Origin of the sequence: Streptomyces physcomitrii, assembly GCF_012273655.1 — a bacterium.
Classification (GTDB): domain Bacteria; phylum Actinomycetota; class Actinomycetes; order Streptomycetales; family Streptomycetaceae; genus Streptomyces; species Streptomyces physcomitrii.
This window is the reverse complement of the sequence record NZ_JAAWWP010000002.1, coordinates 482,274-508,575: the sequence shown is the minus strand read 5'-3', so window position 1 is coordinate 508,575 and position 26,302 is coordinate 482,274. Positions and strand designations below refer to the sequence as shown.

Genomic DNA, 26,302 nt, shown 5'->3' with positions numbered 1-26,302 from the left:
CCGGAACTGATCAGTGCGTGTCCCCCAGACGCCCCCCCGGCGGAGAGCCCGGGACGATCCCATTCGCGGAGACCGACCTCGATCTGTTGGTTCGCGCGCTCCGCCGCCCGTGCGAGCACCTTCGCGTAGACGCGGAGCAGGACGGCAACCGAGCGGCCAGCTCTTCGAGCCACTTCCATCGGGTCCACTCCGCTATAGCCCAGAAGGAGACCCCCGCCGCTCGCAGGTCGTACGGGCGCCAGGCAAGTGGCGAGGCAGCCTCTTCGGCTGTGAGCACCTCAGCCCGTGCCGCAGCCCAGACTTCGCCGTATCCGGTGTCTTGGGTCACACCACCCCGGCTGGTGCGGAACAACCGGCCGTCCGGCGCTGAGCCGTAACGCACCAGATGCCATCGCAACAGGCGGACGAACTCGGGCGGGACCGGGGCCACACGAGAGTCCTTCTCCGCGTGGTCCCTCAGCGGAACGGCGACGCGTAGGTTCATGTCCTCGTCCAATCGGGCTTCTGGCAACGCCCTTACGATCCTGCCCTTTCCATGCTGGGCTTCCAGCACCCCGCGCCCTTCCAACTGCGTGAGCGCTCGCCGCACTGCCGTACGTGACATCTCGAACCGTTCGCACAGCGCAGCTCCAGACGGGAAGCGATCGCCCACTTGAAGGCCGTCGTCTGCGACCACTTCGAGCATCCGATCGACCAGCGGTCGATGACCGCTCCCTTCGCTGATCTGCCGCCAGCCAACTCCTGGTACCGACTCCTCTTCGATCTCGGTTCGCAGTGCCTCTGCGATGACCAGGTAAGTTCCGCGCGGACTCGCCTCCGGTACTTCCGCTCCTCTCCGCATCGCTCCATCGCTCGATGCCAAGGATCCCACGGCCGCGCAACGCCAGGGAGACGTCTCTGCGACGGCCGGCCTCCCCTCACTTCGCGTGCAGCTTGCTCTACGACTTCAATTAGTCGACGACAGGCTGTGATCGCAGTGCTACATTAAGACTATGTCGCAGCGAGGCGCCGAAAATGCTTCGAGCGTTGAAAAAATAATGCTCAAGCTACACAAGTCCTGCATGGGTCATATCGAGCAAGCAACGGGATCCAATGAACGCGAAATAAATCAGGTCTTGCACCTTGAGGCGGATCTTGCCGCTTGGCTCGGAGTCCTGGAATCAAAACCAGAGGCGCAACAGTTTCAATCGGCTCATCGCGACTTCGGACTGGCCTTCTATTCCGCGATGAGCGGACTCTATCGCCAGGCTTTCTCCACGCTAAGATCATTCCTTGAAGTGACGGCGGGTGCAGCGTACCTAAGCTCGCACGAATTTAAACGCCGCCAGTGGGTAAGCGGAAAGCTCGACATAAGCTGGAAGGCAATTACCTCAACCGAGAGTGGACTATACTCCACTCCGTTCCTGGATGAGTTTTGCCCGGAAGCGATAGACGAGCAAGATGAGATGCTTGATAATCTCAAACAGGCGTACCGGCGATGCTCAGAGTACATCCACGGCAACGTCTCAACTTCTCAGATGCTCCCCACCGAAATCTCTTACCGGGAAGACATCACGAAGGAATGGCTCTCGGTCGCTGATTCTGCCCTCAGTGCGACAATCCATTGTCTGATGGTCAGGTACTACAAGGACCTCCCCCAATCCCTGAAAGGGATCACCGAAGGTTCCCTTGAGGATCACTTCTCTCACCTAGTATCCGTTAGAAAACTACTGGGACTTCCGCTGGAGGAGACACGCTCGTGAGCAAGAACGAACTGCACTTCCGAACGGAAGACCTAACCCTGGAGGACGTCGACAAGTACTTTGTCGAAACCGAGTTTGATCGCCAGACGATCGATGCACTGAAGAGCAAGAAGACCGTCGTACTACAAGGTGCGCGTGGTGTCGGCAAATCTTTCTTGCTGAAGGTAGCCCAGAAGGAGATGAACGAGGACTTCTCTAACTCCAAGACGCTTGCCGTGTACGTCACATTCAATACGACTGGACTTCTCCAGACGTCCGACCCAGAGCGATTTAAGCATTGGATGCTTGCCAAGATCTGCAATAGGATCATTCGCGAAGCACGCAAGAAGGGAGTTCTGCAGAGTAAGAGTAGCGTATTCGCAACGCTCTCCAGTGACGCAGATGATGACGCTATTGCTTCAAGGCTTGAGACCCTCTATAAGAGCCTGGAAGACGCTTGGAAGAACGACTCGGCGCCAGTAGAGGCAGACTCCGGGATTGACCCGGAGATGATTAAGGATGCCGTGGAAGACCTGTGCGACCAGGCAGGCGCGAGTAGGATCGTACTACTCATCGATGAAGCGGCACATGTGTTCATCCCTGCGCAACAGCGGCAGTTCTTCACGGTAATGCGTGACCTGCGCAGCCCATACCTTTCGGTGAAAGCTGCGGTTTACCCCGGCGTCACTTACTTCGGCGACTCATTCCAAATGAGCCACGACGCGGAATTGATCAACGTTAGTCGCGATATTCTCGATCCCGGCTACCTCACCTCCATGCGTGAGATTGTAATCCGACAGGCTCCTGACCTGGAACCTACGATTAATCGCTATGGGGCAGTATTTGATGCGGTGGCTTTCGCCTCAAGCGGAAATCCGCGAAATCTACTGAGAACCGTATCTGACGCTTCACCCCTGAACTCGAATAACGCTCAGCGTGTCCTGAAGGAGTACTACCGGGACGCGATTTGGAGTGAGCACTCATCCTTGGGCGACCGCTATGTTGGCCACCGTGCGGTGATCGATTGGGGACGCGAATTCCTTCAGCAAGAAGTCATTCCCCTGCTGCGCAAGAAGCAACGGCAGACGGGAGATCCCGACAAGCGCGTATTCTTGTGGATCCATCGTGACGCACCCGCAGCCGTGAAAGAGGCTCTACGTCTACTCTGCTACAGCGGAATTCTTCACGAAGCCGGAACCGGGGTGGTCGCAACACGCGGCCTCACCGGTGCTCGATACATGTTGAATATCGGAACGCGAGTCGGGCCGGAAGCTGACCCCGTGTCCGCTGCGAATTGGCTGAGGGGTTCTTCCATTTCAATCAAGCGCTTTGTTGAATTTGGAGCCAACCACGAGGCTTATGAGAGCATTGCGAAACTCGACGTTGAAAAGATGGATGAGGTACGGCAAGAGTTCATAAAGTCGCAACTTGATCGAACTGTCGACCAGTTGGATATGACTGCTTTCGCCCGGAAAAAACTCAAAGAACTTGGGTTCGACACTGTGGGGAAAATCCTGGCAGCGTCCGAGACTGATCTTCAGGAAGCCAAATACGTCGGTACCGTGAGGTCACGTCAAATGATGAACATCGCAACGGCAGCGGTGATGGAGTACCTCTCCGGTTGACGTGTGGCACTACCGGCCGGCGCGAGCCAACCTGCTGGCCTGTGAGTGCGGGACCTCCCGGCGGCTGCGTGTCTAACTGCGTGACAACGACCGCGTACGGCGGCGCACGTCCACGCACGTTCAGGGACCGTCGGCGCAGGTCAGCGTTCCGTTCATCCCTGGTCCGCTAGCCACCAAGATTGCTTTGGGACGAAGAGGTCGTCAAGCAAGCGGTTTGCGCGGAGCCTCAAGCCGCCTACCTTGTTCCCCCATGGGTCCCCCGGTGATGGGGGCCAGAAGGAGAAGCGGAGGTCAGCCCTGTTGGGTGGAGCCCGCTGCAAATCTGCCGGTTCAGCCTTTCCAGGTTCGAATCCTGGCGCTGCCACATGAAGGTAAATGGCTTCCGGCCTGCTGTTGCGGCAGGCCGGAAGCCATTTTGCTGTTCCTCCGCGGGGACGTCCCGGAGCCCTGGGCGGCCGTGGGCCGGTGGATTGTCAGTGGGTGGCGGCACACTGGGGGGATGTCGTCGCGTCGCAGGAACTGTCCCGAGTGCCGCCGCGAGATCGCTGTCGTCGCGGGGCGCTTCGCCCGTCATGATCCAGCCGGTCCGCGGGAGGGCGGTGAGCTGGTCTCGTGTCCGGGCTCTTTGCTGCGGGCCCCGCTGGAGAAGGAGATACAGCCGGGGCTCGCGGGCTTCGTGCTGCCCGAACTGCCGGGCCAGCTCGCCCTGTTCTGACCGCGCCACCGCCCCACCGCCCGACCGTCTGAGCGGGATGCTTCCGCAGGCGCTCAGGCCACCGTGATGCCGCCCTGGGACTGTGCCGGGTTCCAGATGCCGTCGCCGCTGCCGGTGAAGGTGGCGGTGTAACCGAGGCGCAGGGTGTCGGCGTTGACCGAGACCGGCTCGCTGTCGCAGAGAGCGCGGCCGTCCTTGTCGGCGTAGGCGCTGCACAGGTGGGTGCCGTCCGCGGCGGTGAAGGTGATCTTGGCGCCGAAGAGGGCCGAGCCGTCCTCGCGGGTGACCGTGGCGTTGAGTCCCTGCACCACGTACGGGTAGAGCGTGCTGGTCCTGGCCTGGCCCGCGGTGAGGGAGGGGGTGAGGTCGGCCGGTGCCTTCTCGCGCGGGGCGCAGTGGGCCGGGCCCTCGGCGGTGGGGCCCGGGCGGTCGGTGAAGTGCAGCGGCTTGTCCTGGGCGTCCCGGGCGCAGGGCAGCACGCGCACGTACCGCTCCTGATGGCAGGAGAAGAAGGAGCGGCTGTTGTTGGGGTTGGTGTAGTCGCCGTCGGGGAGGCCGAGGCAGCGGGGTTCGTTCTGGTCGGCGGCGAGGGAGGCGGGCGCCAGGGGGCCGGAAAGGGCGGCGCCGAGGAGGCCGCAGGCGCAGAGGGCGGTGCGGGCCCTGCGCAGGAAGGTGGTTTTCGTCACGAAGCGGGATCTTGCCCGGCCGGCCCGTCCGCCCCGAGGCAACGCGCCGACCGGCGCCGCGCGTCACACCGCAACCGCAACCGCAACCGCAACCGCAACCGCCACGGCCACCGGTTTCGGGCCCCCGCGCCCCCACCTCACGCCCCCACCGACCCGCCCCGTCACCGCAACCGGCTTCGCGCCCCGCGCCCGCACCGCTGCATCACCGCTCGCCCCCAGCCCAGAGCCCTCACCCCGGAACCAGCCCCCACCCCCGACTCCCCGGACGTGTTCTGGGTCATAGCCTTGCTTCTCCGTCAAGCGGAATGTCCTGGGCCCGGAGGCCGTTGGAGGCGGGAGAGACTTCAATGCGTATGCACATACCGACTGGTACTGCGCGCCCCCTTCCGGTACTTCGAGGAGCAACCCGTGACCACTGCGCCCTCCGCCTCCCGCGCGGCCGAGATCCTGTCCCGGCCCCTCGCGCTCAACGGCCTGACCGTCCCGAACCGCATCGCGATGGCGCCGATGACGCGCATGTTCTCGCCCGGCGGAGTGCCCGGGGAGGACGTGCGCTCGTACTACGGGCGCCGTGCCGCCGCGGGTGTCGGGCTGATCGTCACCGAGGGGACGTACGTCGGCCATGAGTCGGCGGGGCAGAGCGACCGGGTGCCGCGTTTCCACGGGGAGGAGCAGCTGGCGGGCTGGGCGAAGGTCGCCGACGAGGTGCACGCGGCGGGCGGCACGATCGTGCCGCAGCTGTGGCACATCGGCATGGTCCGCAAGCAGGGCGAGCCGCCCTTCGCCGAGGCGCCCGCCGTCGGCCCCTCCGGGCTGCGGATCGACGGCACCGAGGGCACCGGCCGGGCGATGACCCGCAGCGACCTGGACGAGGTCATCGGCGCCTTCGCCCAGGCCGCCGCCGACGCCGAGCGCATCGGCTTCGACGGGGTCGAACTGCACGGCGCCCACGGCTACTTGCTCGACCAGTTCCTGTGGGAGCACACCAACCGCCGTACCGACAGCTACGGCGGCGACCCGGTGGCCCGGGCGAGTTTCGCGGCCGAGATCGCGGCGGCGGTCCGCGAGAAGGTCTCGCCCGAGTTCCCGGTGATCTTCCGCTACTCGCAGTGGAAGCAGGAGGCCTACGAGGCGCGGCTCGCCGAGAGCCCCGAGGAGCTGGAGGCGATCCTCGCCCCGCTGGCCGCCGCGGGCGTCGACGCCTTCCACGCCTCCACTCGCCGTTACTGGATCCCGGAGTTCGACGGTTCGGACCTCAACCTGGCGGGCTGGACGAAGAAGTTGACCGGCAAGCCCACGATCACCGTCGGCTCGGTCGGGCTCGACGGGGACTTCATCGGTGCCTTCCAGGGCGAGGGCTCCTCGGTCAAGGGCATCGACGACCTCCTGGACCGCCTGGAGCGGGAGGAGTTCGACATGGTCGCCGTCGGCCGCGCACTGCTCCAGGACCCGGAGTGGGCGGCGAAGGTCCTCGGCGACCGGTTCGGCGACCTGAAGCCGTACGACGCGGTTTCGCTCAAGTCCCTGAGCTAGGGCGCGAGTTCGCGTCTCTCTCGCTGCGCCTGCCGACCGGGCACCCGCCGGTCTCGGCGGCGCGGGGGCGGGCGCGTACAGACGCGCGGTGGCCGGAACGTCTCATCCGTTCCGGCCACCGCCGTGTTCACGCGCCAACTGGCCAACTGGCCAATCCATCCCGCCGGACCAGTCGGCCGACCGGCCTGACTTGCCCGCCAAGCCAACCGGTCACCGCCCCCAACTCCCTTGCCGGGCAGACCGATCGGGCTCAGCCCAAGCGGCTCAGCCCTCCCCGCCCGTCTCCGCCGCGGACCGTACCGCCCCGCTCACCGAGTCCGCGCCGGTGATGAGTTCGAGGGTCAGGCCCGCCGTCGCGGGGGTGGCGAGGAGTTCGGCGAGGACGGCGGCGACGTCGTCGCGGGGGATCGGGCCGCGGCCGGTGGAGGCGGCCAGGGTGACCTGGCCGGTGCCGGCGTCGTCGGTGAGCAGGCCGGGCCGCAGGATGGTCCAGTCGAGGTCGGGCTGGGCCTGGACATAGGCGTCGGCCTCGCCCTTCGCCCGCAGGTAGACGTCGAAGATCTCCTCGCCCTGGTGCCCGGGATCCGCCCGCATCGCGGAGACGACGAGGTGGCGCCGGACCCCGGCCCGTACCGCCGCGTCGGCGAAGAGGACCGCCGCGGCGCGGTCCACGGTGTCCTTGCGGGACGCCCCGCTGCCGGGGCCCGCGCCCGCGGCGAAGACGGCGGCGTCCGCGCCCCGCAGATGGGCGGCGACCTCGTCGAGCGTGGCCGACTCCAGGTCGCAGACGACCGGTTCGGCGCCCGCTTCCCGCAGATCGTCCGCCTGCTCGGGCTTGCGGATGAGCCCCGCAGCCTCGTCACCGCGCGCGGCGAGCAGACGCTCCAGCCGCAACGCGATCTGACCATGACCTCCGGCGATGACAATGCGCATGCCCCCGACCGTACGCCGTGGACCTCCGCTTCGCCGTCCGGTCGGCCGGGGCCTCTCCGTACCTGTCGGCCGGGGCCCCGCCCCGCCGGTCGGCCGGGACCTCTCCGCACCGGCCGGTCCGCACTGGCCGGTCCGCACCGGCCGGCCACGCCTCCCCGCGCCTGCCCGCGCCGCCCGGCCAGGGCCATCGCCCGCCCGGAGTCCCCCGCCCCGCCGACCGCCCTCAGCCCTCCCCGCCCCGGCGCCCCGGCGCCTCCTCAGCCCTCCTCCTCCGCCCCCGCACCCCGCTCGGGCGGCCCCTCGCCCCCGCGCCTGCCCGGTCCGGGGCCCTGCGCGCGGGAGGACTGACGGGGCAGTTCCGGGGCCACCGCCACCGCGGAGTCGCAGTATTCGCGTACGGCGCTGGTGCGGGCCACGATCCGGCCGCGGTGGATGACGACCCGGCTGTAGGCCAGGGAGAGCACCCCGGCCAGGCGGCTGCCGCGGACGGCGAGGAGTTCGGCGGGGAAGCCCGCCTCGACGCGTACCTCGGGCAGGCCGAGCAGTTCGCGGGCGGTGGCCGAGACGCTGTCGTAGGCGGGCCCCGGCGGCAGCCCGTACCGGGAGGCGAGGAGGTAGGCGGCCTCCAGCGGGTCGCCGCGGCCCACCGGGTTGGCGGCGTCCCGCAGTGCCCCGCTGCCCGCGGCCAGGCGTACGCCCGCGGCCCGCAGCAGCCGCACCGGCGCCACCTCGCGCAGGCCCGCCGTGCCGCAGCCGCCCTGCGGGAGGCAGACCACGCCGACCCCGGCGGCGGCGAGCTGGTCCGCGGCGCGGCCCGCCGCCTCGTGGGGCAGGCGGGCGAGTCCGCCGCAGGGGCCGAGGCTGACCGCGTCCCGCAGTCCGCCCGCCATCGCGGCGAGCCGGGCGAGCCGGGCCGGGTCCGCGCCGTCGGTGTGCAGATCGGCGGGGCGGCCGTGCTCGGCGGCGAGGGTGAGGACGGTCTCCGCGTGCCCGGCCGGATCCGGGTCCAGGTCCGGGCAGCCGCCCACCACCGAGGCGCCCATGCCCAGCGCGTCCCGCAGCATTGCCCGTCCGTCCGCGCCCGCGCGCCCGGTGAGCACCGGGGGCAGGGCCACGGTGGTCAGTTCGGCGAGCCCGTGCAGCGAGCGCCGGGCCTGGAGCACCGCCTCCAGGCCGCCGAGCCCGCGTACCCCGCCGATCCGGACATGGGCGCGGACGCCGGTCGCGCCGTGGCCGAGTTGGAGCAGGGCCGCCTCGGTCGCCCGGCGCTGGATGTCGGTGCGCGCGGAGGAGGGGGGTTCCTCGGGCTCGGCGGTCAGGGCGGTGTCGGCGTGGGCGTGCGGTTCCGCGGGGGCCGGGAGCAGCAGGAAGCCGCCGAGGTCGACCTTGGAGGCGTGGCCGCCGAGGCTGCCCGCCGTGCCGACGGCCTCGATCCGGCCGCCGCTCAGCCGTACGTCCACGGTCCGGCCGTCGGTCAGCCGGGCGCCGCTGAGCACGAGCGAGGAGGCGTCGGCCGGTCCCGTTCCGTCGCCGGGGCGCGGCCCGGGGGAGTGGGGCTGCTGCGGCTGGCTGTCGGGCATCGCGCTCCAGGGCTCGTGGGGCGGTGGCGGAGGGTGGCGGGAGCCCGCGGCGGAGGCCGGGCGCCGGCGGCTGCAAGATCACTCAGCGTGAGCCGAGCCTAGGCCGAGGGCTCTCCGGGGCCAGGGAGGAGCGCAATAGTCGTACCGGCGTGGTGCGCGGGCCCGGGGGAGCCTCGCCGGTGCCGGTCAGGAGGCTTCGGGAGGGTGCGCGACACGAGCGCCGCGGGGGCCTTTCCGGGAGGTGCCGCAGGGGCGAAGTGCCCGCCGGGGGCGCGCTGCTCGGGGGCGGCGGTGACCGGCGGGGCGGCCGGGAAACCAGGGGGCCGGGACGCGGCCGACCGCCCCGAAACGGATTTGGGCGAACGGGCGGCGACCGTGTAATGTCTTCCTCGCTCGCCCCAATAGCTCAGTCGGCAGAGCGTCTCCATGGTAAGGAGAAGGTCAACGGTTCGATTCCGTTTTGGGGCTCTGATGCACGAGAATCCTCGCCTCCGGTGAGGGTTCGCACTGCATCGCAGCGGTGTAGCTCAGTCGGTAGAGCAAGCGGCTCATAATCGCTGTGTCACCGGTTCAAGTCCGGTCACCGCTACTTTCGGTAGCCGATTGTGGGGTCGGTCCTTCGATCGGCTACCCTCACTTGCGTTAATTCAGTCAATCCGTTCGTCCTAGGAGCACTCACGTGGCTGCCACCGACGTCCGCCCGAAGATCACGCTGGCCTGCGTGGAGTGCAAGGAGCGGAACTACATCACCAAGAAGAACCGGCGTAACAACCCGGACCGCATGGAGATGAAGAAGCACTGCCCGCGTTGCAACGCGCACACCGCGCACCGCGAAACGCGATAAGAACAGGCTCGTACGTGAGGCCGTCCCCGATTCGGGGGGCGGCCTCACGTCGTTCGGGCACGCCCCGGACGCCCTCCGGAGCGCGCTCCCACCGCGCCCCGGCCCGCCCGCAACCCCAGGAGGTGCCGAGCCGATGGCGCTCGACCAGTCCTTCGTCGGCCGGACGTATCCGCCCACCGCCCCCTACGAGGTCGGCCGCGAGAAGATCCGCGAGTTCGCGGTGGCCGTGGGCGACCCCAACCCGGCCTACACCGACCGGGAGGCGGCGCGGGCGCTCGGGCACGCCGATGTGATCGCCCCGCCCACCTTCGTCTTCGCGATCACCTACGACGCGGCCCACCGGGTCCTCACCGACCCGGCGCTCGGCCTCGACTACGACCGGGTGGTGCACGGCGACCAGAAGTTCGCCTACGCGCGCCCGGTGCGGGCAGGCGACCTGCTCTCCGTCGTCTCCACCATCGAGGCGGTCAAGTCCCTGGCGGGCAACGACATCGTCGACGTCCGCGGCGAGGTCCGCGACGCCTCCGGCGAGCTCGTGGTCACCGCCTGGACCAAGCTCGTCTCCCGCGCGGCCGAGGAGGGCTGAGCACATGAGCACCGCAACGAAGATCGCGTACGCGGACGTCGAGACCGGCACCGAACTGCCCGCGCAGACCTTCCCGGTCACCCGCGCCACCCTGGTGCGCTACGCGGGCGCCTCCGGCGACTTCAACCCGATCCACTGGAACGAACGCTTCGCCCGCGAGGTCGGCCTCCCCGACGTCATCGCGCACGGCATGTTCACCATGGCCGAGGCGATCCGCGTCGTCACCGACTGGGTCGGCGACCCGGGCGCGGTCCTGGAGTACGGCGTCCGCTTCACCAAGCCGGTCATCGTCCCCGACGACGGTGAGGGCGCCGTCATCGAGGTCAGCGGCAAGGTCGCGGCCAAGCTGGCGGACAACACCGTACGGGTCGACCTGACCGCGATGTCCGCGGGCAAGAAGGTCCTCGGCATGGCCCGCGCGGTGGTCCGGCTGGCCTGAGCACACCGGGCGCCGCTCCGTCCCGGGCGGCCCGCACCACTCGCGGCCCTGCGGTCCGCGGCCCGCGCGCCGGGCCGCGGACCGTACCCTTGTGCCGTGCAGGAACTCCACGACGCCCCGCTCGCCCCGCTGACCACCTTCCGGCTCGGCGGACCCGCGACCCGCCTGGTCACCGCCACCACCGACGCCGAGGTCGTCGAGACCGTCCAGCGCGCCGACGCCGAGGGCACCCCGCTGCTCCTCATCGGCGGCGGCAGCAATCTGGTCATCGGCGACAAGGGCTTCGAGGGCACCGCGCTGCGGATCGCCACCACCGGCTTCGCCCTCGACGGCACGGCGCTCGAACTCGCCGCGGGCGAGGTGTGGACCGAGGCCGTGGCCCGCAGCACCGCCGCCGGGCTCGCCGGGATCGAGTGCCTGGCCGGCATCCCGGGCTCCGCGGGCGCCACCCCGATCCAGAACGTCGGCGCCTACGGCCAGGAGGTCTCCTCCGTCCTCACCGAGGTGCTCGCCTACGACCGCAGGGAGCACCGGACCGTCACCCTCTCCGGTGCCGAGTGCGCCTTCTCGTACCGGCACAGCCGCTTCAAGGCCGAGCCCGACCGGCATGTGGTGCTCCGGGTCCGCTTCGCGCTCGCCGACGAGGGCGGGCTCTCCGCGCCGATCCGGTACGCGGAGACGGCGCGCGCCCTCGGGGTCGCGGCGGGGGAGCGGGCGCCGCTGGAGCAGGTGCGCGAGACGGTGCTGCGGCTGCGCGCGGGCAAGGGCATGGTGCTCGACCCGGACGACCACGACACCTGGTCCGCGGGCTCCTTCTTCACCAACCCGATCCTGGACGAGGCGGGCTTCGCCGCCTTCCGCCGCCGGGTCGCCGACCGCCTCGGCGCGGACACCGAGCCGCCCGCGTACCCGGCGGGCGAGGGCCGCACCAAGACCTCGGCCGCCTGGCTGATCGACAAGGCGGGCTTCACCAAGGGATACGGCAGCGGCCCCGCCCGGATCTCCGGCAAGCACACCCTCGCCCTGACCAACCGGGGCGCGGCCACCACCGAGGACCTGCTCGCGCTCGCCCGCGAGGTGGTCACGGGCGTACGCGAGGCCTTCGGTATCACCCTGGTCAACGAGCCGGTGACGGTGGGCGTCGAGCTCTGAGGGCGGGGCCCGGTCCGAGGGGCGCGGCGGCCTGTCCGAGGGGTGCGGCGGGACCGGCCCGAGGCCGCGACCGCCCGGCGGATGGCCCGACCGCCGACCGGCCGCCGGGCCGGGCCGACGGGCCGGGCCGACCGAGCGGACTGGCCGACCGAGCGGACCGGCGGACGGATCGACCGGCCCCCGCCCCCGCTCAGCCCGTGAGCCAGGCGTCCACCCCGGCGAGCATCGACCGCTGCCGCTCCTCGGGCGCCAGTGAGCCGCGGATCGACTGCCGTGCCAGCTCGGCGAGTTCGGCGTCGTCGAAGCCGTGGTGGTGCCGGGCGATCTCGTACTGGGCGGCGAGGCGGGAGCCGAAGAGCAGCGGGTCGTCGGCGCCGAGCGCGAGCGGGACCCCGGCCTCGAAGAGGGTGCGCAGCGGTACGTCCTCGGGCTTCTCGTAGACGCCGAGCGCGACATTGGAGGCGGGGCAGACCTCGCAGGTGATCTGCCGGTCGGCGAGCCGCTTCAGGAGCCGGGGGTCCTCCGCCGCGCGTACCCCGTGGCCGATGCGGCCCGCGTGCAGGTCGTCCAGGCAGTCCCGCACCGAGGCGGGCCCGGTCAGCTCGCCGCCGTGCGGGGCCGAGAGCAGCCCGCCCTCCCGGGCGATGGCGAAGGCGCGGTCGAAGTCCCGGGCGAATCCGCGCCGTTCGTCGTTGGAGAGGCCGAAGCCGATCACCCCGCGGTCGGCGTAGCGGACCGCGAGCCGGGCCAGGGTGCGGGCGTCCAGCGGGTGCTTCATCCGGTTCGCGGCCACCAGGACGCGGATGCCGAGGCCGGTCTCCTCGGACGCCGAGTCCACCGCGTCGAGGATGACCTCCAGGGCCGGGATGAGCCCGCCGAGCCGGGGCGCGTACGAGGTCGGGTCGACCTGGATCTCCAGCCAGCCGGAGCCGTCCTTCAGATCCTCCTCGGCCGCCTCGCGCACCAGGCGCCGGATGTCCTCGGGCTCGCGCAGGCAGGAGCGGGCCGCGTCGTACAGCCGCTGGAAGCGGAACCAGCCGCGCTCGTCGGTCGCCCGCAGCTTCGGCGGCTCCCCGGAGCGCAGCGCGTCGGGCAGGTGGACTCCGTACTTGTCGGCCAGTTCCAGCAGCGTGGTGTGGCGCATCGACCCGGTGAAGTGCAGATGCAGATGGGCCTTGGGCAGCTCGCTGAGGTCACGGCCGGCCGCCGTACGGGCTGAGGGGTCGCTGAGGTCTCGGGCACGCTCCATCCGGAGATCTTGCCGTACGCCGCCGCCGCGCCGGTAGCCGCATCCTCTTTCGGGTGACCGACCGCACGGACGTACCCGGCGCGGGTCCCCCTTCTCCATCCGTCCTTTCGTCCGTTCTTCCTCCGTATACGACCGCGGGCCGCCTCCCCGGGGGGAGACGGCCCGCGCGCGCACGGGGCGGAGGTCAGTCCTTGGCCTCGCCGAGCAGCTTCTGGATCCGGGAGACGCCCTCGACCAGGTCCTCGTCACCGAGCGCGTACGAGAGCCGCAGGTACCCGGGGGTGCCGAAGGCCTCGCCCGGCACCACGGCGACCTCGACCTCGTCCAGGATCAGCGCGGCCAGCTCCACCGAGGACTGCGGGCGCCTGCCGCGGATCTCCTTGCCGAGCAGGCCCTTGACCGAGGGGTACACGTAGAAGGCGCCCTCGGGCTCCGGGCAGACCACGCCGTCGATCTCGCCGAGCATCGCCACGATCTTGCGGCGGCGCCGGTCGAAGGCCTCGCGCATCTTCGCGACCGCGTCCAGGTCGCCGGAGACCGCGGCGAGGCCGGCGGCCTGGGCGACGTTGGAGACATTGGAGGTGGCGTGCGACTGGAGGTTGGTCGCGGCCTTGACGACGTCCTTCGGGCCGATGATCCAGCCCACCCGCCAGCCGGTCATCGCATAGGTCTTGGCGACGCCGTTGACGACGATGCACTTGTCGCGCAGCTCCGGCAGGATCGCCGGCAGCGAGGTGAACTTCGCCTCGCCGTAGACGAGGTGCTCGTAGATCTCGTCGGTCAGCACCCACAGCCCGTGCTCGACGGCCCAGCGGCCGACGGCCTCGACCTCGGCCTCCGGGTAGATGGCGCCCGTCGGGTTCGAGGGGGAGACGAAGAGCACGACCTTGGTGCGCTCGGTGCGCGCGGCCTCCAGCTGCTCCACGGAGACGCGGTAGCCGGTGGTCTCGTCCGCGACCACCTCGACCGGGACGCCGCCCGCGAGGCGGATCGACTCGGGGTAGGTGGTCCAGTACGGCGCGGGGACGATGACCTCGTCGCCCGGGTCGAGGATCGCGGCGAAGGCCTCGTAGATCGCCTGCTTGCCGCCGTTGGTGACCAGCACCTGGGAGGCGTCGACCTCGTAGCCGGAGTCGCGGAGCGTCTTCGCGGCGATGGCTGCCTTCAGCTCCGGCAGCCCCCCGGCCGGTGTGTAGCGGTGGTACTTCGGGTTCTTGCAGGCTTCGACGGCGGCTTCGACGACGTAGTCCGGCGTGGAGAAGTCGGGCTCCCCCGCGCCGAAGCCGATGACCGGGCGGCCGGCGGCCTTCAGGGCCTTGGCCTTCGCGTCGACGGCAAGGGTGGCGGACTCGGAGATCGCACCGACGCGGGCGGAGACCCTGCGCTCGGTGGGTGAGGTTGCAGCACTCATGGCGCACATGCTTCCAGACGCGAAACCTCCCCGGCACGCTCGTTTCACCCACCGAACATCCGCGGTCGCCGCTTGGACGGCCCCTTTCTGTTCGACGTCCGCCCCCGGAACACGTACACTCACTCCTCGTTGGCCTTCAGCCGCCGATGATCCACCGCAGTCTCAGCGGAGTCTGTACGGGGGGATCGATGCGGTAGGTTGGGGGAAATCAAAGGGTCGTAGCTCAATTGGTAGAGCACTGGTCTCCAAAACCAGCGGTTGGGGGTTCAAGTCCCTCCGGCCCTGCTACACACTCCGCCAGGATGTGTGCGCAGGTACGTACAGCACAGCCGTGCGGCTCCACCGGGCGCGGCACGGCCACGACCCGGGAATCAGGTGAGGACGAGTGACGGACGCCGTGGGCTCCATCGACAAGCCTGACACCCCGGATGAGGCGGACGACTCGAAGAAGTCGCGCAAGGGCGGCAAGCGTGGCAAGAAGGGCCCGCTGAAGCGCCTCGCCTTGTTCTACCGCCAGATCGTCGCGGAGCTCCGCAAGGTCGTCTGGCCGTCTCGGAACCAGCTGACGACGTACACCACTGTGGTGATCATCTTCGTCGTCATCATGATCGGTCTGGTGACCGTGATTGACTATGGCCTTGACAAGGTCGCGAAGTACGTCTTCGGCTGAGTCAGCCGAGGCGAGAGCGAAGGACGCCGTGCCCGGCGTCCCTTTCGCGCGTTCCACCCCTCTGTATCCAGGAAGAAGCAGCCACAGTGTCTGACCCGAACCTGAACGACGCCGCCCAGTCCCCGGGCGAGAGCTTCGAGTCCGCTGAGGACGAGCGAGCCATCGTCGAGGCCGCGGACCAGGACCAGGCCGAGGCTGCCGACGCCGCTGCCGGTGAGGCCGCCGAGAAGGCTGCCCTGCACGTCGAGGACGAGGCCGAAGCGGTCGCCGAGAGCCCCGAGGACGAGCCCGCCGCCGAAGAGGCCGTGGCGGACGAGGCCGCCGAGGAGGCAGCCGCCGCGGACGCCGCCGAGGTCGAGGAGGGCGCCGCCGAGGAGGAGCTGGCCGAGGCCGCCGCCGAGGAGGCCGAGCCGGTCGACCCGGTCGCCGCCCTGCGCGACGAGCTCCGCCTGCTGCCCGGCGAGTGGTACGTCATCCACACCTACGCCGGTTACGAGAACCGCGTGAAGACCAACCTGGAGCAGCGCGCCGTCTCGCTCAACGTCGAGGACTTCATCTTCCAGGCCGAGGTGCCGCAGGAAGAGGTCGCCCAGATCAAGAACGGCGAGCGCAAGACGATCCGCCAGAACAAGCTCCCCGGCTATGTGCTCGTCCGTATGGACCTGACCAACGAGTCCTGGGGCGTCGTCCGCAACACCCCCGGCGTCACCGGCTTCGTGGGCAACGCCTACGACCCGTACCCGCTGACCCTGGACGAGATCGTCAAGATGCTCGCCCCCGAGGCCGAGGAGAAGGCGGCCCGCGAGGCGGCCGAGGCCGAGGGCAAGCCGGCGCCGCAGCGCAAGGTCGAGGTCCAGGTCCTGGACTTCGAGGTCGGCGACTCGGTCACCGTCACCGACGGCCCCTTCGCCACCCTCCAGGCCACGATCAACGAGATCAACCCGGACTCGAAGAAGGTCAAGGGCCTCGTGGAGATCTTCGGCCGCGAGACCCCGGTCGAGCTGAGCTTCGACCAGATCCAGAAGAACTGACCGTATTTCTTTCTTCCCCAAGAGCCCTCGACCAGCGGATCTCCGTTCGGTCGGGGGCTCTTTCGGGTGAGCTGTGAGGTGGGGCACAACCATCCGCGGGCCACGGCCGTCCAACCAGGTGACCGAAACGCGTGAACGGCGGCCTCTGTTGGGACATGCAGGGGTTTACGGGGATTGATGTCCCTTTGCCGTGCCATGTGTTCCGGTGGACCAGTCACCCGCAGAGCTAGGGGGAAATCCCATGCGTGCTCGTAAGACCGTCCTCGCCGCGATCGCCTGCGCCGCCGTCCTCGTACCGGCCTCGTCCGCCTTCGCGGGCAGCGGTCCGGCGCCCGCGCCCGACAAGCAGCGCAGCGCGAAGTCCACCGCGCCCTCGGCCGCGGGCAACCCGCTGAGCGCCCGCGCCAAGGCGGCCGGGGTCTGTGACGACGCGTACCAGATCGGCACCACCGCGTACATCGACCGGGGCGGGCAGCACGCCGCCTCGGTCAAGCAGTTCTACTCGCCCGACTGCAAGCAGAACTACAGCTACGTCTGGGTCTGGCAGTCCTTCCGGGACAAGGTGAAGGACTACGACGTGAGCGCCGCGGTGTACAGCTACAGCGACGACAAGTTCCACGGCAGCCGCGCCTGGGCGGACACCAACCTCCAGGAGATCTGGTCCGACCCGGCGAAGACCGCGGGCCAGTGCACGGCCGCGGTGGCTAGCCTGCGGGCCCCGGGTGAGCCGCTGGCCGGGCAGGCAGCCACCTCCAAGCGCTGCTGAGAGGGCGCTCACCAGCCATGACGGCGCAGGCCGGACGGTCCTTCGGGGCGGTCCGGCCTGCTCGTTTTGGGGACCTGAGGCGGTACCCGCTATCGTGGGGCGGTATGCCTCCATCCGGATGACCGGCTGAAGGCAGTCTCACTCTCACTAAGGACCCGGAGAGAGCAATGCCTCCCAAGAAGAAGAAGGTCACGGGGCTGATCAAGCTCCAGATCCAGGCCGGCGCCGCGAACCCGGCCCCGCCGGTCGGCCCCGCGCTGGGTCAGCACGGCGTCAACATCATGGAGTTCTGCAAGGCCTACAACGCCGCGACCGAGTCGCAGCGCGGCTGGGTCATTCCGGTGGAGATCACGGTCTACGAGGACCGCTCCTTCACCTTCATCACCAAGACCCCGCCGGCCGCGAAGATGATCCTCAAGGCCGCGGGCGTGGAGAAGGGCTCCGGCGAGCCGCACAAGACCAAGGTCGCCAAGATCACCGAGGCGCAGGTCCGCGAGATCGCCACCACCAAGATGCCCGACCTCAACGCCAACGACCTCGACGCCGCGTCGAAGATCATCGCCGGTACGGCCCGTTCCATGGGCGTCACCGTCGAGGGCTGAGGAACGCAGCTCGCGCAGTGGCCGGCGAAGCGTAGCCGTCCGCGGAGCGAGCGAGGACGAGGACCTCGCGACAGATGCGAGGGCTGAGTTCACCCCGTACCACCTGTGGCAGGGCCGGGCGCGGCCCGCACCACAACTCCATCTCCCGCCGGATCGGGCACTCGGTCCGGTGCACAACCTCAGGAGCAGAAGTGAAGCGCAGCAAGACTCTCCGCGCTGCGGACGCGAAGATCGACCGGGACAAGCTCTACGCCCCGCTCGAGGCCGTCCGTCTCGCCAAGGAGACCTCCGCGACCAAGTTCGACCCCACCGTCGAGGTGGCCTTCCGTCTGGGCGTCGACCCGCGCAAGGCCGACCAGATGGTCCGCGGCACCGTGAACCTCCCGCACGGCACCGGTAAGACCGCCCGGGTCCTGGTCTTCGCGACCGGTGACCGTGCCGAGGCCGCGCGTGCCGCGGGCGCCGACATCGTCGGCGCCGACGAGCTGATCGACGAGGTCTCCAAGGGGCGCCTGGACTTCGACGCCGTCGTCGCCACCCCGGACCTCATGGGCAAGGTCGGCCGCCTCGGCCGCGTGCTCGGTCCGCGTGGTCTGATGCCGAACCCGAAGACCGGCACCGTGACGCCCGACGTCACCAAGGCCGTGAACGACATCAAGGGCGGCAAGATCGAGTTCCGTGTCGACAAGCACGCGAACCTGCACTTCATCATCGGCAAGGCGTCCTTCGACGACGACAAGCTGGTGGAGAACTACGGCGCGGCCCTGGAGGAAGTCCTCCGTCTGAAGCCGTCCGCCGCCAAGGGCCGCTACATCAAGAAGGCCGCCCTCACCACCACCATGGGCCCGGGCATCCCGCTCGACCCGAACCGCACCCGCAACCTCCTCACCGAGGAGGACCCGGCCGCCGTCTGAGCCCTCCGCTCACCGGCAGCCGCCTCGCGCGCGCTGTGACCATGGGCCCCGTACCTGCTCCAGGTGCGGGGCCCGTTGGCGTGTTCGGGGTGGGCGGGACGGGGCAGGGCGCCCGCGAATATGGCCCTGGTGCAACCGAGTTGTGAGAAACATGTGCGCACTGACGGGTTCGGTTCGGGTAATGTCCCGCTCTGAAGTGCTGCTTTGATGTTTCTTTGCGGTTTCTTCGAATCCTTCGTTCACCTGAGGCAGACGGGCCGCCGCACCGTGCGGGCCGTCTGTTTCCGGTCATGTGTGTCAGGGGTGGGGACGTGGCATCAGCCATGCGTGCGGTACGGAAGAAGGCGGGGGTCGCCCTGGTGGCGGCCGCGCTGGTGTGCGGGGCGGCGGCGTGTTCGTCGTCCTCGGAGGGCGGGGACGAGACCGGGGGCGGCGAGCGGGGGGCCGAGCAGACGCCCGCGATGCGGCCCGCGGCGGCGGTGCGCAAGGCCGCCGAGCGCAGCGAGAAGCTGACCTCCTTCCACTACCGGGCCAAGGGCACCGTCCCCGGCCAGGGCAAGGTCGAGGCCGAGGCCGGGATGAGCGTCGAACCGCTCGCGATGAGCCTCAAGTCCACCGTCACCGGCGGCGCGGACGCGGGGGAGGCCGAGATCCGCCTGGTCGACGGGGTCCTCTACATCGGTACCGGGGAGCCGCAGCCCGAGATGGACGGCAAGTCCTGGATGAAGTTCGGCGGCAAGGAGCTCGGCGGCGCCAAGGGCCCGCGCGGCGGCGGCCTCAGCTCGCAGGCCCAGAAGAACCCGGCCGCCGAGTCCACCTTCCTGACCGGCTCGAAGAACGTGAAGCTGGTCGGCACCGAGACCGTCGAGGGCACCCGCACCCGCCACTACCGGGGCACCGTCTCCCTGGACGAGCTGCGGGCCTCGCTCGCCGGCGCGGACGGCAAGCGGCGCGAGCAGCGCGAGAAGAGCCTCGAGCAGTACGAGGAGCTCGGCATCGGCGCGCTCGACATGGACGTGTGGATCGACGGCGAGGACCGCACCAAGCAGTTCCGGATGCGCGGCAAGGCCGAGGAGGGTCCGATGGACATGACGCTGACCTTCCTCGACTTCAACAAGCCCGTCGAGGTGAAGGCGCCGCCCGCCGCCGAGGTCTTCGACTTCGCCGAGGAGATGGCGGCCCTGGCCGAGGAGTGACCCTCCTCGGCTGAACCGCCGACGGCCCCGCAACCGCCCGGAGTTGCGGGGTCGTCTCGTTCCCGGGACCGGTCTCGGCTCCCTGCACTAGCGTGCGGTTCACAGAAGACTCACAGGGGTGGGAAATGAAGACCAGACATCTGCGTCGGCTCGCTCTGTCCGTGGCGGCCGCCGCGGCCCTCACGTCGGTGGCCGCCTGCGGCTCCTCCGACGGGGACGGCACGAAGGACGAGAAGGCGGCGGACAGGCCCGCGGACAACGGCTCCGAGGGGAACTCCGCCTCGGCCCTGACCGCGCTGCGCACCGTGGACGAGTCCACCGAGGCCGCCGACTCCGCCAAGGTCGAGTCCACCTTCTCGATGGGCGAGGTCCTGTCGATGGAGACCAAGGGCGAGCTGTCCTGGGCGGACGGCACCACCGGGGCGATGAACATCACGTACACCGGCGGTCAGATGGCCCAGCAGATGGAGCAGGCCGGCTCCTCCAGCATCGACGCCCGCTATCTGCCCGACGAGTACTACGCGAAGATGGGCGAGCCCTTCGCGCGGCAGGCGGGCGGCAAGCACTGGATCCGCTACGGCTACGAGGACCTGGAGGAGCTGGCGGGCTCCAGCGGGGCGTACATGAAGGACCAGCTGCAGAACTCCACGCCCAACCAGTCCGTGAAGCTGCTGCTCGCCTCCGGTGACGTACGCCGGGTCGGCGAGGAGGAGGTGCGCGGCGAGAAGACCACGCACTACCGCGGCAAGGTCGAGGTCGCCGAGCTGGCCGAGCGCGGCTCGAACCTCGACAAGGACCAGCTCGCGGACCTCAAGAAGCAGCTGCGGGACTCCGGCATCACCACCGAGACCATCGACATCTGGGTCGACGACAAGGACCTGATGGTCAAGAAGACCGAGGCCGGCGACACCGCCAAGGGCAGGCTCACCACCACGGCCTTCTACAGCGACTACGGGATCCATGTCACCGCCGAGGCGCCCCCGGCGGACGACACCGTGGACTTCAAGGAGCTGATGAAGCAGCAGCAGTAGGCGCGGCGACCGGCCGCCGGGACCCCGCGGGGGAGCGGCGGCCGGAGCCCCGCCCACCGGCGGGCCGGAGGCGATTTGCCTGCCGGTGAGCCGGTCCCGTACTCTTCCGAGGAAGCCAAAGACCGCTGGTCGTTGCCGCGCGCTCAACTGAGGGTGCGGTGGCCGAAGGATCCGCTGAATTGCGGCGACCTGCGTAGGTGACCCTGGAAGTGCTCCCGGTCGCGATTCGGTTCACGAATCCGGTTCCGGTCGAGCTCACGCCCTGGCCGCCTGCGCCGGGGCGTTTCGTTTTAGCTCCACTCCTCCTTCGGGTCCGCGCGGTCCTGTTCACCCGGAAGGAGGCCGAGGCTCATGGCGAGGCCCGACAAGGCTGCCGCGGTTGCCGAGATGGCGGACAAGTTCCGCAGCTCCAACGCCGCTGTGCTGACCGAGTACACCGGTCTCACCGTGGCGCAGCTCAAGGAGCTGCGCCGTTCGCTCGGTGAGAACGCTACGTACCGCGTGTCGAAGAACACGCTTTCCAAGATCGCGGCCAACGAGGCCGGGATCTCCACCCTGGACGACCTGTTCAAGGGCTCCACGGCGATCGCCTTCGTCACCGGTGACCCGGTGGAGTCGGCGAAGAGTCTGCGCGACTTCGCCAAGGACAACCCTGCCCTGGTCGTCAAGGGCGGCGTCATGGACGGCAAGCCGCTGTCCGCCGACGAGATCAAGAGGCTCGCGGACCTCGAGTCCCGCGAGGTTCTGCTCGCCAAGCTGGCGGGCGCCATGAAGGGCAAGCAGTCCCAGGCTGCCGCGCTCTTCCAGGCGCTTCCCTCGAAGTTCGTCCGCACCGCGGAGGCGCTTCGTGCCAAGAAGGCCGAGCAGGGCGGTGCCGAGTAATTCGGCTCGCACATTGGCAGCCCTCGCCTAGGTGCGCCTAGGCCGCGGGAGGCCGACAGCGGGCCCGACGTACGCCCGCCTGACATGTACATCCGGCACCAGCCGAATTAGTGGAAGGACCGCCACCATGGCGAAGCTCAGCCAGGAAGACCTGCTTGCCCAGTTCGAGGAGCTCACCCTCCTTGAGCTCGCCGAGTTCGTGAAGGCGTTCGAGGAGAAGTTCGACGTCACCGCCGCCGCCCCGGCCGCCGTCGCGGTCGCCCCGACCGGTGCCGCCCCGGCCGAGGCCGCTGCCGAGCAGGACGAGTTCGACGTCATCCTCACCGGCGCCGGCGACAAGAAGATCCAGGTCATCAAGGTCGTGCGTGAGCTGACCTCGCTGGGTCTGAAGGAGGCCAAGGACCTCGTCGACGGCACCCCGAAGGCCGTCGTGGAGAAGGTCGACAAGGCCGCCGCGGAGAAGGCCGCTGAGGCCCTCAAGGGCGCCGGCGCCTCCGTCGAGGTCAAGTGACCTCGCGAGTCCGCTGACTCTTTTCCGGCCTCCGGCGGCGTGCCGCTGTAACGGCCGGAGCGCTCAGGGCGATCACCCATCCGGGTGGTCGCCCTTCGGCGTTGACGGGGCCGGGCGAGGACCTCCCTTGCACAGCGGGGTCCGGCGAGTAGGGTGATCTTCGTTGCGCTCCGCCGGGAGGCGGGGTCCGCGTGGAGGGCCCGGCAGTGTGGAGGGGCCCGGCAGTGAGGATCGCGGCGTGTGGTTCGGCCTGGGGGCTCTTGACGAACCGCACGCGGCGCGCGATTCTCAGGACGCGTCGCCAGAACCGATCCGGATCCGAGGCATGGATCGCTGGCGAAGAGGGCAGTATCGATGTGCGTCGAGAGTATGGAAGACCGCGAGCTGCGAGTGGCGAGAACAACGAGGGTCGATATGAGGCTCGAACAGGCCTCGGAAAACCCGGAGTGGACATCAGTGGGCCGAGTGGCTACACTGACCCTTTGCGCTGCCTGTTAGCTGCCTCCTGCCCGTCACCAGGGGCACGCCCGCACTTGAGCACAGCCGACGAAACCGGACCTGACCAGGGTTTTCTTGAGGTTTTGTCACTGGCTTCCGGTGTGGGGCCGGTACGCGCGTAGTGAGTCCGAGCCCTCGGAAGGACCCCCTCTTGGCCGCCTCGCGCACTGCCTCGACCGCGAATACGAACAACGGCGCAAGCACCGCCCCGCTGCGCATCTCTTTTGCAAAGATCAAGGAGCCCCTCGAGGTTCCGAACCTTCTTGCTCTGCAGACCGAGAGCTTTGACTGGCTGCTCGGTAACGAGGCGTGGAAGGCTCGTGTCGAGGCGGCTCTGGACAGCGGACAGGACGTCCCCACCAAGTCCGGTCTGGAGGAGATCTTCGAGGAGATCTCCCCGATCGAGGACTTCAGCGGGTCGATGTCCCTGACCTTCCGCGACCACCGTTTCGAGCCACCGAAGAACAGCATCGACGAGTGCAAGGAGCGCGACTTCACGTACGCGGCCCCGCTCTTCGTCACCGCCGAGTTCACCAACAACGAGACCGGTGAGATCAAGTCCCAGACGGTCTTCATGGGCGACTTCCCGCTCATGACGAACAAGGGCACCTTCGTCATCAACGGCACCGAGCGTGTCGTCGTCTCCCAGCTGGTGCGTTCGCCGGGCGTCTACTTCGACTCCTCCATCGACAAGACGTCCGACAAGGACATCTTCACCGCCAAGATCATCCCGTCCCGGGGTGCCTGGCTGGAGATGGAGATCGACAAGCGCGACATGGTCGGTGTGCGTGTCGACCGCAAGCGCAAGCAGTCCGTCACCGTCCTGCTCAAGGCGCTCGGCTGGACCACCGAGCAGATCCTCGAGGAGTTCGGCGAGTACGAGTCGATGCGCGCCACCCTGGAGAAGGACCACACCCAGGGCCAGGACGACGCGCTCCTCGACATCTACCGCAAGCTGCGCCCGGGCGAGCCGCCCACCCGCGAGGCCGCGCAGACCCTGCTGGAGAACCTCTACTTCAACCCCAAGCGCTACGACCTGGCCAAGGTCGGCCGCTACAAGGTCAACAAGAAGCTCGGCGCCGACGCCCCGCTGGACGCCGGGATCCTGACCGTCGAGGACATCATCGCGACGATCAAGTACCTGGTGAAGCTGCACGCCGGCGAGACCGAGACGGTCGGCGACAGCGGCACCCAGATCGTGGTCGAGACCGACGACATCGACCACTTCGGCAACCGCCGCCTGCGCAACGTCGGCGAGCTGATCCAGAACCAGGTCCGCACGGGTCTCGCCCGTATGGAGCGCGTCGTGCGCGAGCGCATGACCACCCAGGACGTCGAGGCGATCACGCCGCAGACCCTGATCAACATCCGGCCGGTCGTCGCCTCCATCAAGGAGTTCTTCGGCACCAGCCAGCTGTCCCAGTTCATGGACCAGAACAACCCGCTGTCCGGGCTGACGCACAAGCGCCGTCTGTCCGCGCTCGGCCCCGGTGGCCTCTCCCGTGAGCGGGCCGGCTTCGAGGTCCGCGACGTGCACCCCTCGCACTACGGCCGGATGTGTCCGATCGAGACGCCGGAAGGCCCGAACATCGGCCTGATCGGCTCCCTCGCCTCCTACGGCCGGGTCAACGCCTTCGGCTTCGTGGAGACCCCGTACCGCCGCGTCACCGAGGGCATCGTCACCGACGAGGTCGACTACCTCACCGCCGACGAGGAGGACCGCTTCGTCATCGCCCAGGCGAACGCTCCGCTCACCGAGGACCTCCACTTCGAGGAGTCCCGGGTGCTGGTGCGCCGCCGCGGCGGCGAGATCGACTACGTCCCCGGCGAGGACGTCGACTACATGGACGTCTCGCCGCGCCAGATGGTGTCGGTCGCGACCGCCATGATCCCCTTCCTGGAGCACGACGACGCCAACCGCGCGCTCATGGGCGCCAACATGATGCGCCAGGCCGTGCCGCTGATCACCGCCGAGGCCCCCCTCGTCGGTACGGGCATGGAGTACCGCTGCGCCGTCGACGCCGGTGACGTCATCAAGGCCGAGAAGGCGGGTGTGGTCCAGGAGGTCTCCGCGGACTACGTCACCGTCGCCAACGACGACGGCACCTACACCACGTACCGCATCGCCAAGTTCTCCCGCTCCAACCAGGGCACCTCGGTCAACCAGAAGGTGATCGTGGACGAGGGCGCCCGCGTCATCGAGGGCCAGGTCCTCGCCGACGGGCCCGCCACCCAAGAGGGTGAGATGGCGCTCGGCAAGAACCTGCTCGTGGCGTTCATGCCCTGGGAGGGCCACAACTACGAGGACGCGATCATCCTGTCGCAGCGCCTCGTGCAGGACGACGTCCTCTCCTCGATCCACATCGAGGAGCACGAGGTCGACGCCCGGGACACCAAGCTGGGCCCCGAGGAGATCACCCGGGACATCCCGAACGTCTCCGAGGAGGTCCTCGCCGACCTCGACGAGCGCGGCATCATCCGCATCGGCGCCGAGGTCATCGCCGGCGACATCCTCGTCGGCAAGGTGACCCCCAAGGGCGAGACCGAGCTGACCCCCGAGGAGCGCCTGCTGCGCGCGATCTTCGGTGAGAAGGCCCGTGAGGTCCGTGACACCTCGCTGAAGGTGCCGCACGGCGAGACCGGCAAGGTCATCGGCGTCCGCGTCTTCGACCGCGAGGAGGGCGACGAGCTTCCCCCCGGTGTGAACCAGCTGGTGCGCGTGTACGTGGCGCAGAAGCGCAAGATCACCGACGGTGACAAGCTCGCCGGCCGCCACGGCAACAAGGGCGTCATCTCCAAGATCCTGCCGATCGAGGACATGCCCTTCCTGGAGGACGGCACCCCGGTCGACATCATCCTCAACCCGCTGGGCGTCCCCTCCCGGATGAACCCGGGGCAGGTCCTGGAGATCCACCTCGGCTGGCTCGCCAGCCAGGGCTGGGACGTCTCCGGCCTCGGCGAGGAGTGGGCCGAGCGCCTGCAGGCGATCGAGGCCGACCAGGTCGACCCGCGCACCAACGTCGCGACCCCGGTCTTCGACGGTGCCCGCGAGGACGAGCTGGCGGGCCTCCTGGAGCACACCATCCCCAACCGCGACGGCGACCGCATGGTGCTGCCGTCCGGCAAGGCGAGGCTGTTCGACGGCCGCTCCGGCGAGCCGTTCCCGGACCCGATCTCCATCGGGTACATGTACATCCTCAAGCTCCACCACCTGGTCGACGACAAGCTGCACGCCCGCTCGACCGGTCCGTACTCCATGATCACCCAGCAGCCGCTGGGTGGTAAGGCCCAGTTCGGTGGCCAGCGCTTCGGTGAGATGGAGGTGTGGGCGCTGGAGGCGTACGGCGCCGCCTACGCCCTCCAGGAGCTGCTGACCATCAAGTCCGACGACGTCACCGGCCGCGTGAAGGTCTACGAGGCCATCGTCAAGGGCGAGAACATCCCGGAGCCCGGCATCCCCGAGTCCTTCAAGGTGCTCATCAAGGAGATGCAGTCCCTGTGCCTCAACGTGGAGGTGCTTTCCAGTGACGGTATGTCCATCGAGATGCGCGACACGGACGAGGACGTCTTCCGTGCCGCCGAGGAGCTCGGCATCGACCTGTCCCGGCGCGAGCCGAGCAGCGTCGAAGAGGTCTGACGAGTCTGACCGGGGCCTCCGCCGTAGGTAGCTACGGCCGGCCCCGGTCAACCCCGGACCCCTCAGACCATTGATGAAGCGCCCCCTTTC

The 26,302-nt window shown here is 69.0% G+C and carries 23 protein-coding genes, 3 tRNA genes and 1 pseudogene; 21 read left to right on the top strand and 6 right to left on the bottom strand.

Features of this window, described 5'->3' with window-relative positions:
* Positions 1–10 precede the first annotated feature (10 nt).
* Positions 11–685: pseudogene (locus tag HFV08_RS32480) on the bottom strand (GntR family transcriptional regulator).
* A 307-nt stretch (positions 686–992) separates the two neighbouring features.
* Here HFV08_RS32480 and HFV08_RS05445 point away from each other — a divergent pair.
* The 3 genes from HFV08_RS05445 to HFV08_RS05435 all read left to right on the top strand — a co-directional run bounded on the left by HFV08_RS05445 (position 993) and on the right by HFV08_RS05435 (position 4,061).
* Complete coding sequence (locus HFV08_RS05445) at positions 993–1,742, top strand: hypothetical protein (protein ID WP_168536330.1); 750 nt, start codon at positions 993–995, stop codon at positions 1,740–1,742.
* The gene (locus HFV08_RS05440; protein ID WP_168536328.1) at positions 1,739–3,346 is read left to right on the top strand and encodes an ORC-CDC6 family AAA ATPase; all 1,608 of its coding nucleotides are present in this window, start codon (positions 1,739–1,741) and stop codon (positions 3,344–3,346) included. Before HFV08_RS05445 ends, HFV08_RS05440 begins: the two co-directional genes overlap by 4 nt.
* Before the next feature lie 499 nt (positions 3,347–3,845).
* On the top strand, positions 3,846–4,061 hold the full coding sequence (locus HFV08_RS05435) for a hypothetical protein (RefSeq protein ID WP_078845471.1): 216 nt from the start codon (positions 3,846–3,848) through the stop codon (positions 4,059–4,061).
* 53 nt (positions 4,062–4,114) lie between these two features.
* Here the strand turns inward: HFV08_RS05435 and HFV08_RS05430 are convergent, their stop codons facing one another.
* Positions 4,115–4,747, bottom strand: coding sequence for a hypothetical protein (locus HFV08_RS05430; RefSeq protein ID WP_168536326.1), 633 nt, complete (start codon positions 4,745–4,747; stop codon positions 4,115–4,117).
* A 408-nt stretch (positions 4,748–5,155) separates the two neighbouring features.
* Here HFV08_RS05430 and HFV08_RS05425 point away from each other — a divergent pair, with 408 nt between their 5' ends.
* Positions 5,156–6,280, top strand: a complete 1,125-nt coding sequence (locus HFV08_RS05425) for an NADH:flavin oxidoreductase (protein WP_168536324.1) — start codon at positions 5,156–5,158, stop codon at positions 6,278–6,280.
* A gap of 264 nt (positions 6,281–6,544) precedes the next feature.
* On the opposite strand, the gene HFV08_RS05420 is transcribed toward HFV08_RS05425, so the two are convergent.
* Positions 6,545–7,213 (bottom strand): NAD(P)H-binding protein, encoded by a 669-nt coding sequence (locus HFV08_RS05420; protein WP_168536322.1) that lies wholly within the window; start codon positions 7,211–7,213, stop codon positions 6,545–6,547.
* Between the two features lie 257 nt (positions 7,214–7,470).
* Positions 7,471–8,793: an amidohydrolase family protein gene (locus HFV08_RS05415; RefSeq protein WP_168536320.1), complete on the bottom strand. Its 1,323-nt coding sequence runs from the start codon at positions 8,791–8,793 to the stop codon at positions 7,471–7,473.
* Between the two features lie 395 nt (positions 8,794–9,188).
* On the opposite strand from HFV08_RS05415, the gene HFV08_RS05410 reads away from it, so the two are divergent.
* From HFV08_RS05410 to HFV08_RS05385, 6 genes are all read left to right on the top strand, one after another.
* Positions 9,189–9,261, top strand: a tRNA-Thr gene (locus tag HFV08_RS05410).
* 48 nt (positions 9,262–9,309) lie between these two features.
* Positions 9,310–9,382, top strand: a tRNA-Met gene (locus HFV08_RS05405).
* A gap of 90 nt (positions 9,383–9,472) precedes the next feature.
* Positions 9,473–9,637, top strand: coding sequence for a 50S ribosomal protein L33 (gene rpmG, locus HFV08_RS05400; RefSeq protein WP_018834916.1), 165 nt, complete (start codon positions 9,473–9,475; stop codon positions 9,635–9,637).
* Positions 9,638–9,770: 133 nt separating this feature from the next.
* Positions 9,771–10,223, top strand: coding sequence for a MaoC family dehydratase N-terminal domain-containing protein (locus tag HFV08_RS05395; RefSeq protein WP_040252621.1), 453 nt, complete (start codon positions 9,771–9,773; stop codon positions 10,221–10,223).
* Between the two features lie 4 nt (positions 10,224–10,227).
* Positions 10,228–10,662, top strand: a complete 435-nt coding sequence (locus HFV08_RS05390) for a MaoC family dehydratase (RefSeq protein ID WP_168536318.1) — start codon at positions 10,228–10,230, stop codon at positions 10,660–10,662.
* A 96-nt stretch (positions 10,663–10,758) separates the two neighbouring features.
* Complete coding sequence (locus HFV08_RS05385; RefSeq protein ID WP_168536316.1) at positions 10,759–11,814, top strand: UDP-N-acetylmuramate dehydrogenase; 1,056 nt, start codon at positions 10,759–10,761, stop codon at positions 11,812–11,814.
* Positions 11,815–12,004: 190 nt separating this feature from the next.
* On the opposite strand, the gene HFV08_RS05380 is transcribed toward HFV08_RS05385, so the two are convergent.
* Both HFV08_RS05380 and HFV08_RS05375 read right to left on the bottom strand, forming a co-directional pair.
* The gene (locus HFV08_RS05380) at positions 12,005–13,063 is read right to left on the bottom strand and encodes an adenosine deaminase (RefSeq protein ID WP_168536314.1); all 1,059 of its coding nucleotides are present in this window, start codon (positions 13,061–13,063) and stop codon (positions 12,005–12,007) included.
* 184 nt (positions 13,064–13,247) lie between these two features.
* Complete coding sequence (locus HFV08_RS05375) at positions 13,248–14,474, bottom strand: pyridoxal phosphate-dependent aminotransferase (protein WP_168536312.1); 1,227 nt, start codon at positions 14,472–14,474, stop codon at positions 13,248–13,250.
* A gap of 212 nt (positions 14,475–14,686) precedes the next feature.
* Between HFV08_RS05375 and HFV08_RS05370 the strand changes: the two genes are divergently transcribed.
* The 11 genes from HFV08_RS05370 to rpoB all read left to right on the top strand — a co-directional run bounded on the left by HFV08_RS05370 (position 14,687) and on the right by rpoB (position 26,212).
* Positions 14,687–14,759: transfer RNA gene (locus HFV08_RS05370), tRNA-Trp, on the top strand.
* Positions 14,760–14,859: 100 nt separating this feature from the next.
* Positions 14,860–15,144, top strand: a complete 285-nt coding sequence (gene secE / locus HFV08_RS05365; protein ID WP_040252627.1) for a preprotein translocase subunit SecE — start codon at positions 14,860–14,862, stop codon at positions 15,142–15,144.
* 86 nt (positions 15,145–15,230) lie between these two features.
* Entirely contained in the window at positions 15,231–16,175 is a 945-nt protein-coding gene (nusG, locus tag HFV08_RS05360; RefSeq protein ID WP_168536310.1) for a transcription termination/antitermination protein NusG, read from the top strand.
* 241 nt (positions 16,176–16,416) lie between these two features.
* Entirely contained in the window at positions 16,417–16,941 is a 525-nt protein-coding gene (locus HFV08_RS05355) for a hypothetical protein (protein WP_168536308.1), read from the top strand.
* 167 nt (positions 16,942–17,108) lie between these two features.
* On the top strand, positions 17,109–17,543 hold the full coding sequence (gene rplK / locus HFV08_RS05350) for a 50S ribosomal protein L11 (RefSeq protein WP_040252631.1): 435 nt from the start codon (positions 17,109–17,111) through the stop codon (positions 17,541–17,543).
* Between the two features lie 191 nt (positions 17,544–17,734).
* Positions 17,735–18,457, top strand: a complete 723-nt coding sequence (rplA, locus tag HFV08_RS05345; RefSeq protein WP_168536306.1) for a 50S ribosomal protein L1 — start codon at positions 17,735–17,737, stop codon at positions 18,455–18,457.
* 323 nt (positions 18,458–18,780) lie between these two features.
* Positions 18,781–19,653 (top strand): SCO4651 family lipoprotein, encoded by an 873-nt coding sequence (locus HFV08_RS05340; protein ID WP_168536581.1) that lies wholly within the window; start codon positions 18,781–18,783, stop codon positions 19,651–19,653.
* A gap of 125 nt (positions 19,654–19,778) precedes the next feature.
* Positions 19,779–20,684 (top strand): SCO4651 family lipoprotein, encoded by a 906-nt coding sequence (locus HFV08_RS05335; RefSeq protein ID WP_168536304.1) that lies wholly within the window; start codon positions 19,779–19,781, stop codon positions 20,682–20,684.
* A gap of 351 nt (positions 20,685–21,035) precedes the next feature.
* Positions 21,036–21,566, top strand: a complete 531-nt coding sequence (gene rplJ, locus HFV08_RS05330; RefSeq protein ID WP_168536302.1) for a 50S ribosomal protein L10 — start codon at positions 21,036–21,038, stop codon at positions 21,564–21,566.
* Positions 21,567–21,693: 127 nt separating this feature from the next.
* On the top strand, positions 21,694–22,077 hold the full coding sequence (gene rplL, locus HFV08_RS05325; RefSeq protein WP_040252643.1) for a 50S ribosomal protein L7/L12: 384 nt from the start codon (positions 21,694–21,696) through the stop codon (positions 22,075–22,077).
* Between the two features lie 649 nt (positions 22,078–22,726).
* A complete protein-coding gene (rpoB, locus tag HFV08_RS05315; RefSeq protein WP_168536300.1) occupies positions 22,727–26,212 on the top strand; it encodes a DNA-directed RNA polymerase subunit beta in 3,486 nt (1,161 codons plus the stop codon).
* Positions 26,213–26,302 lie beyond the last annotated feature (90 nt).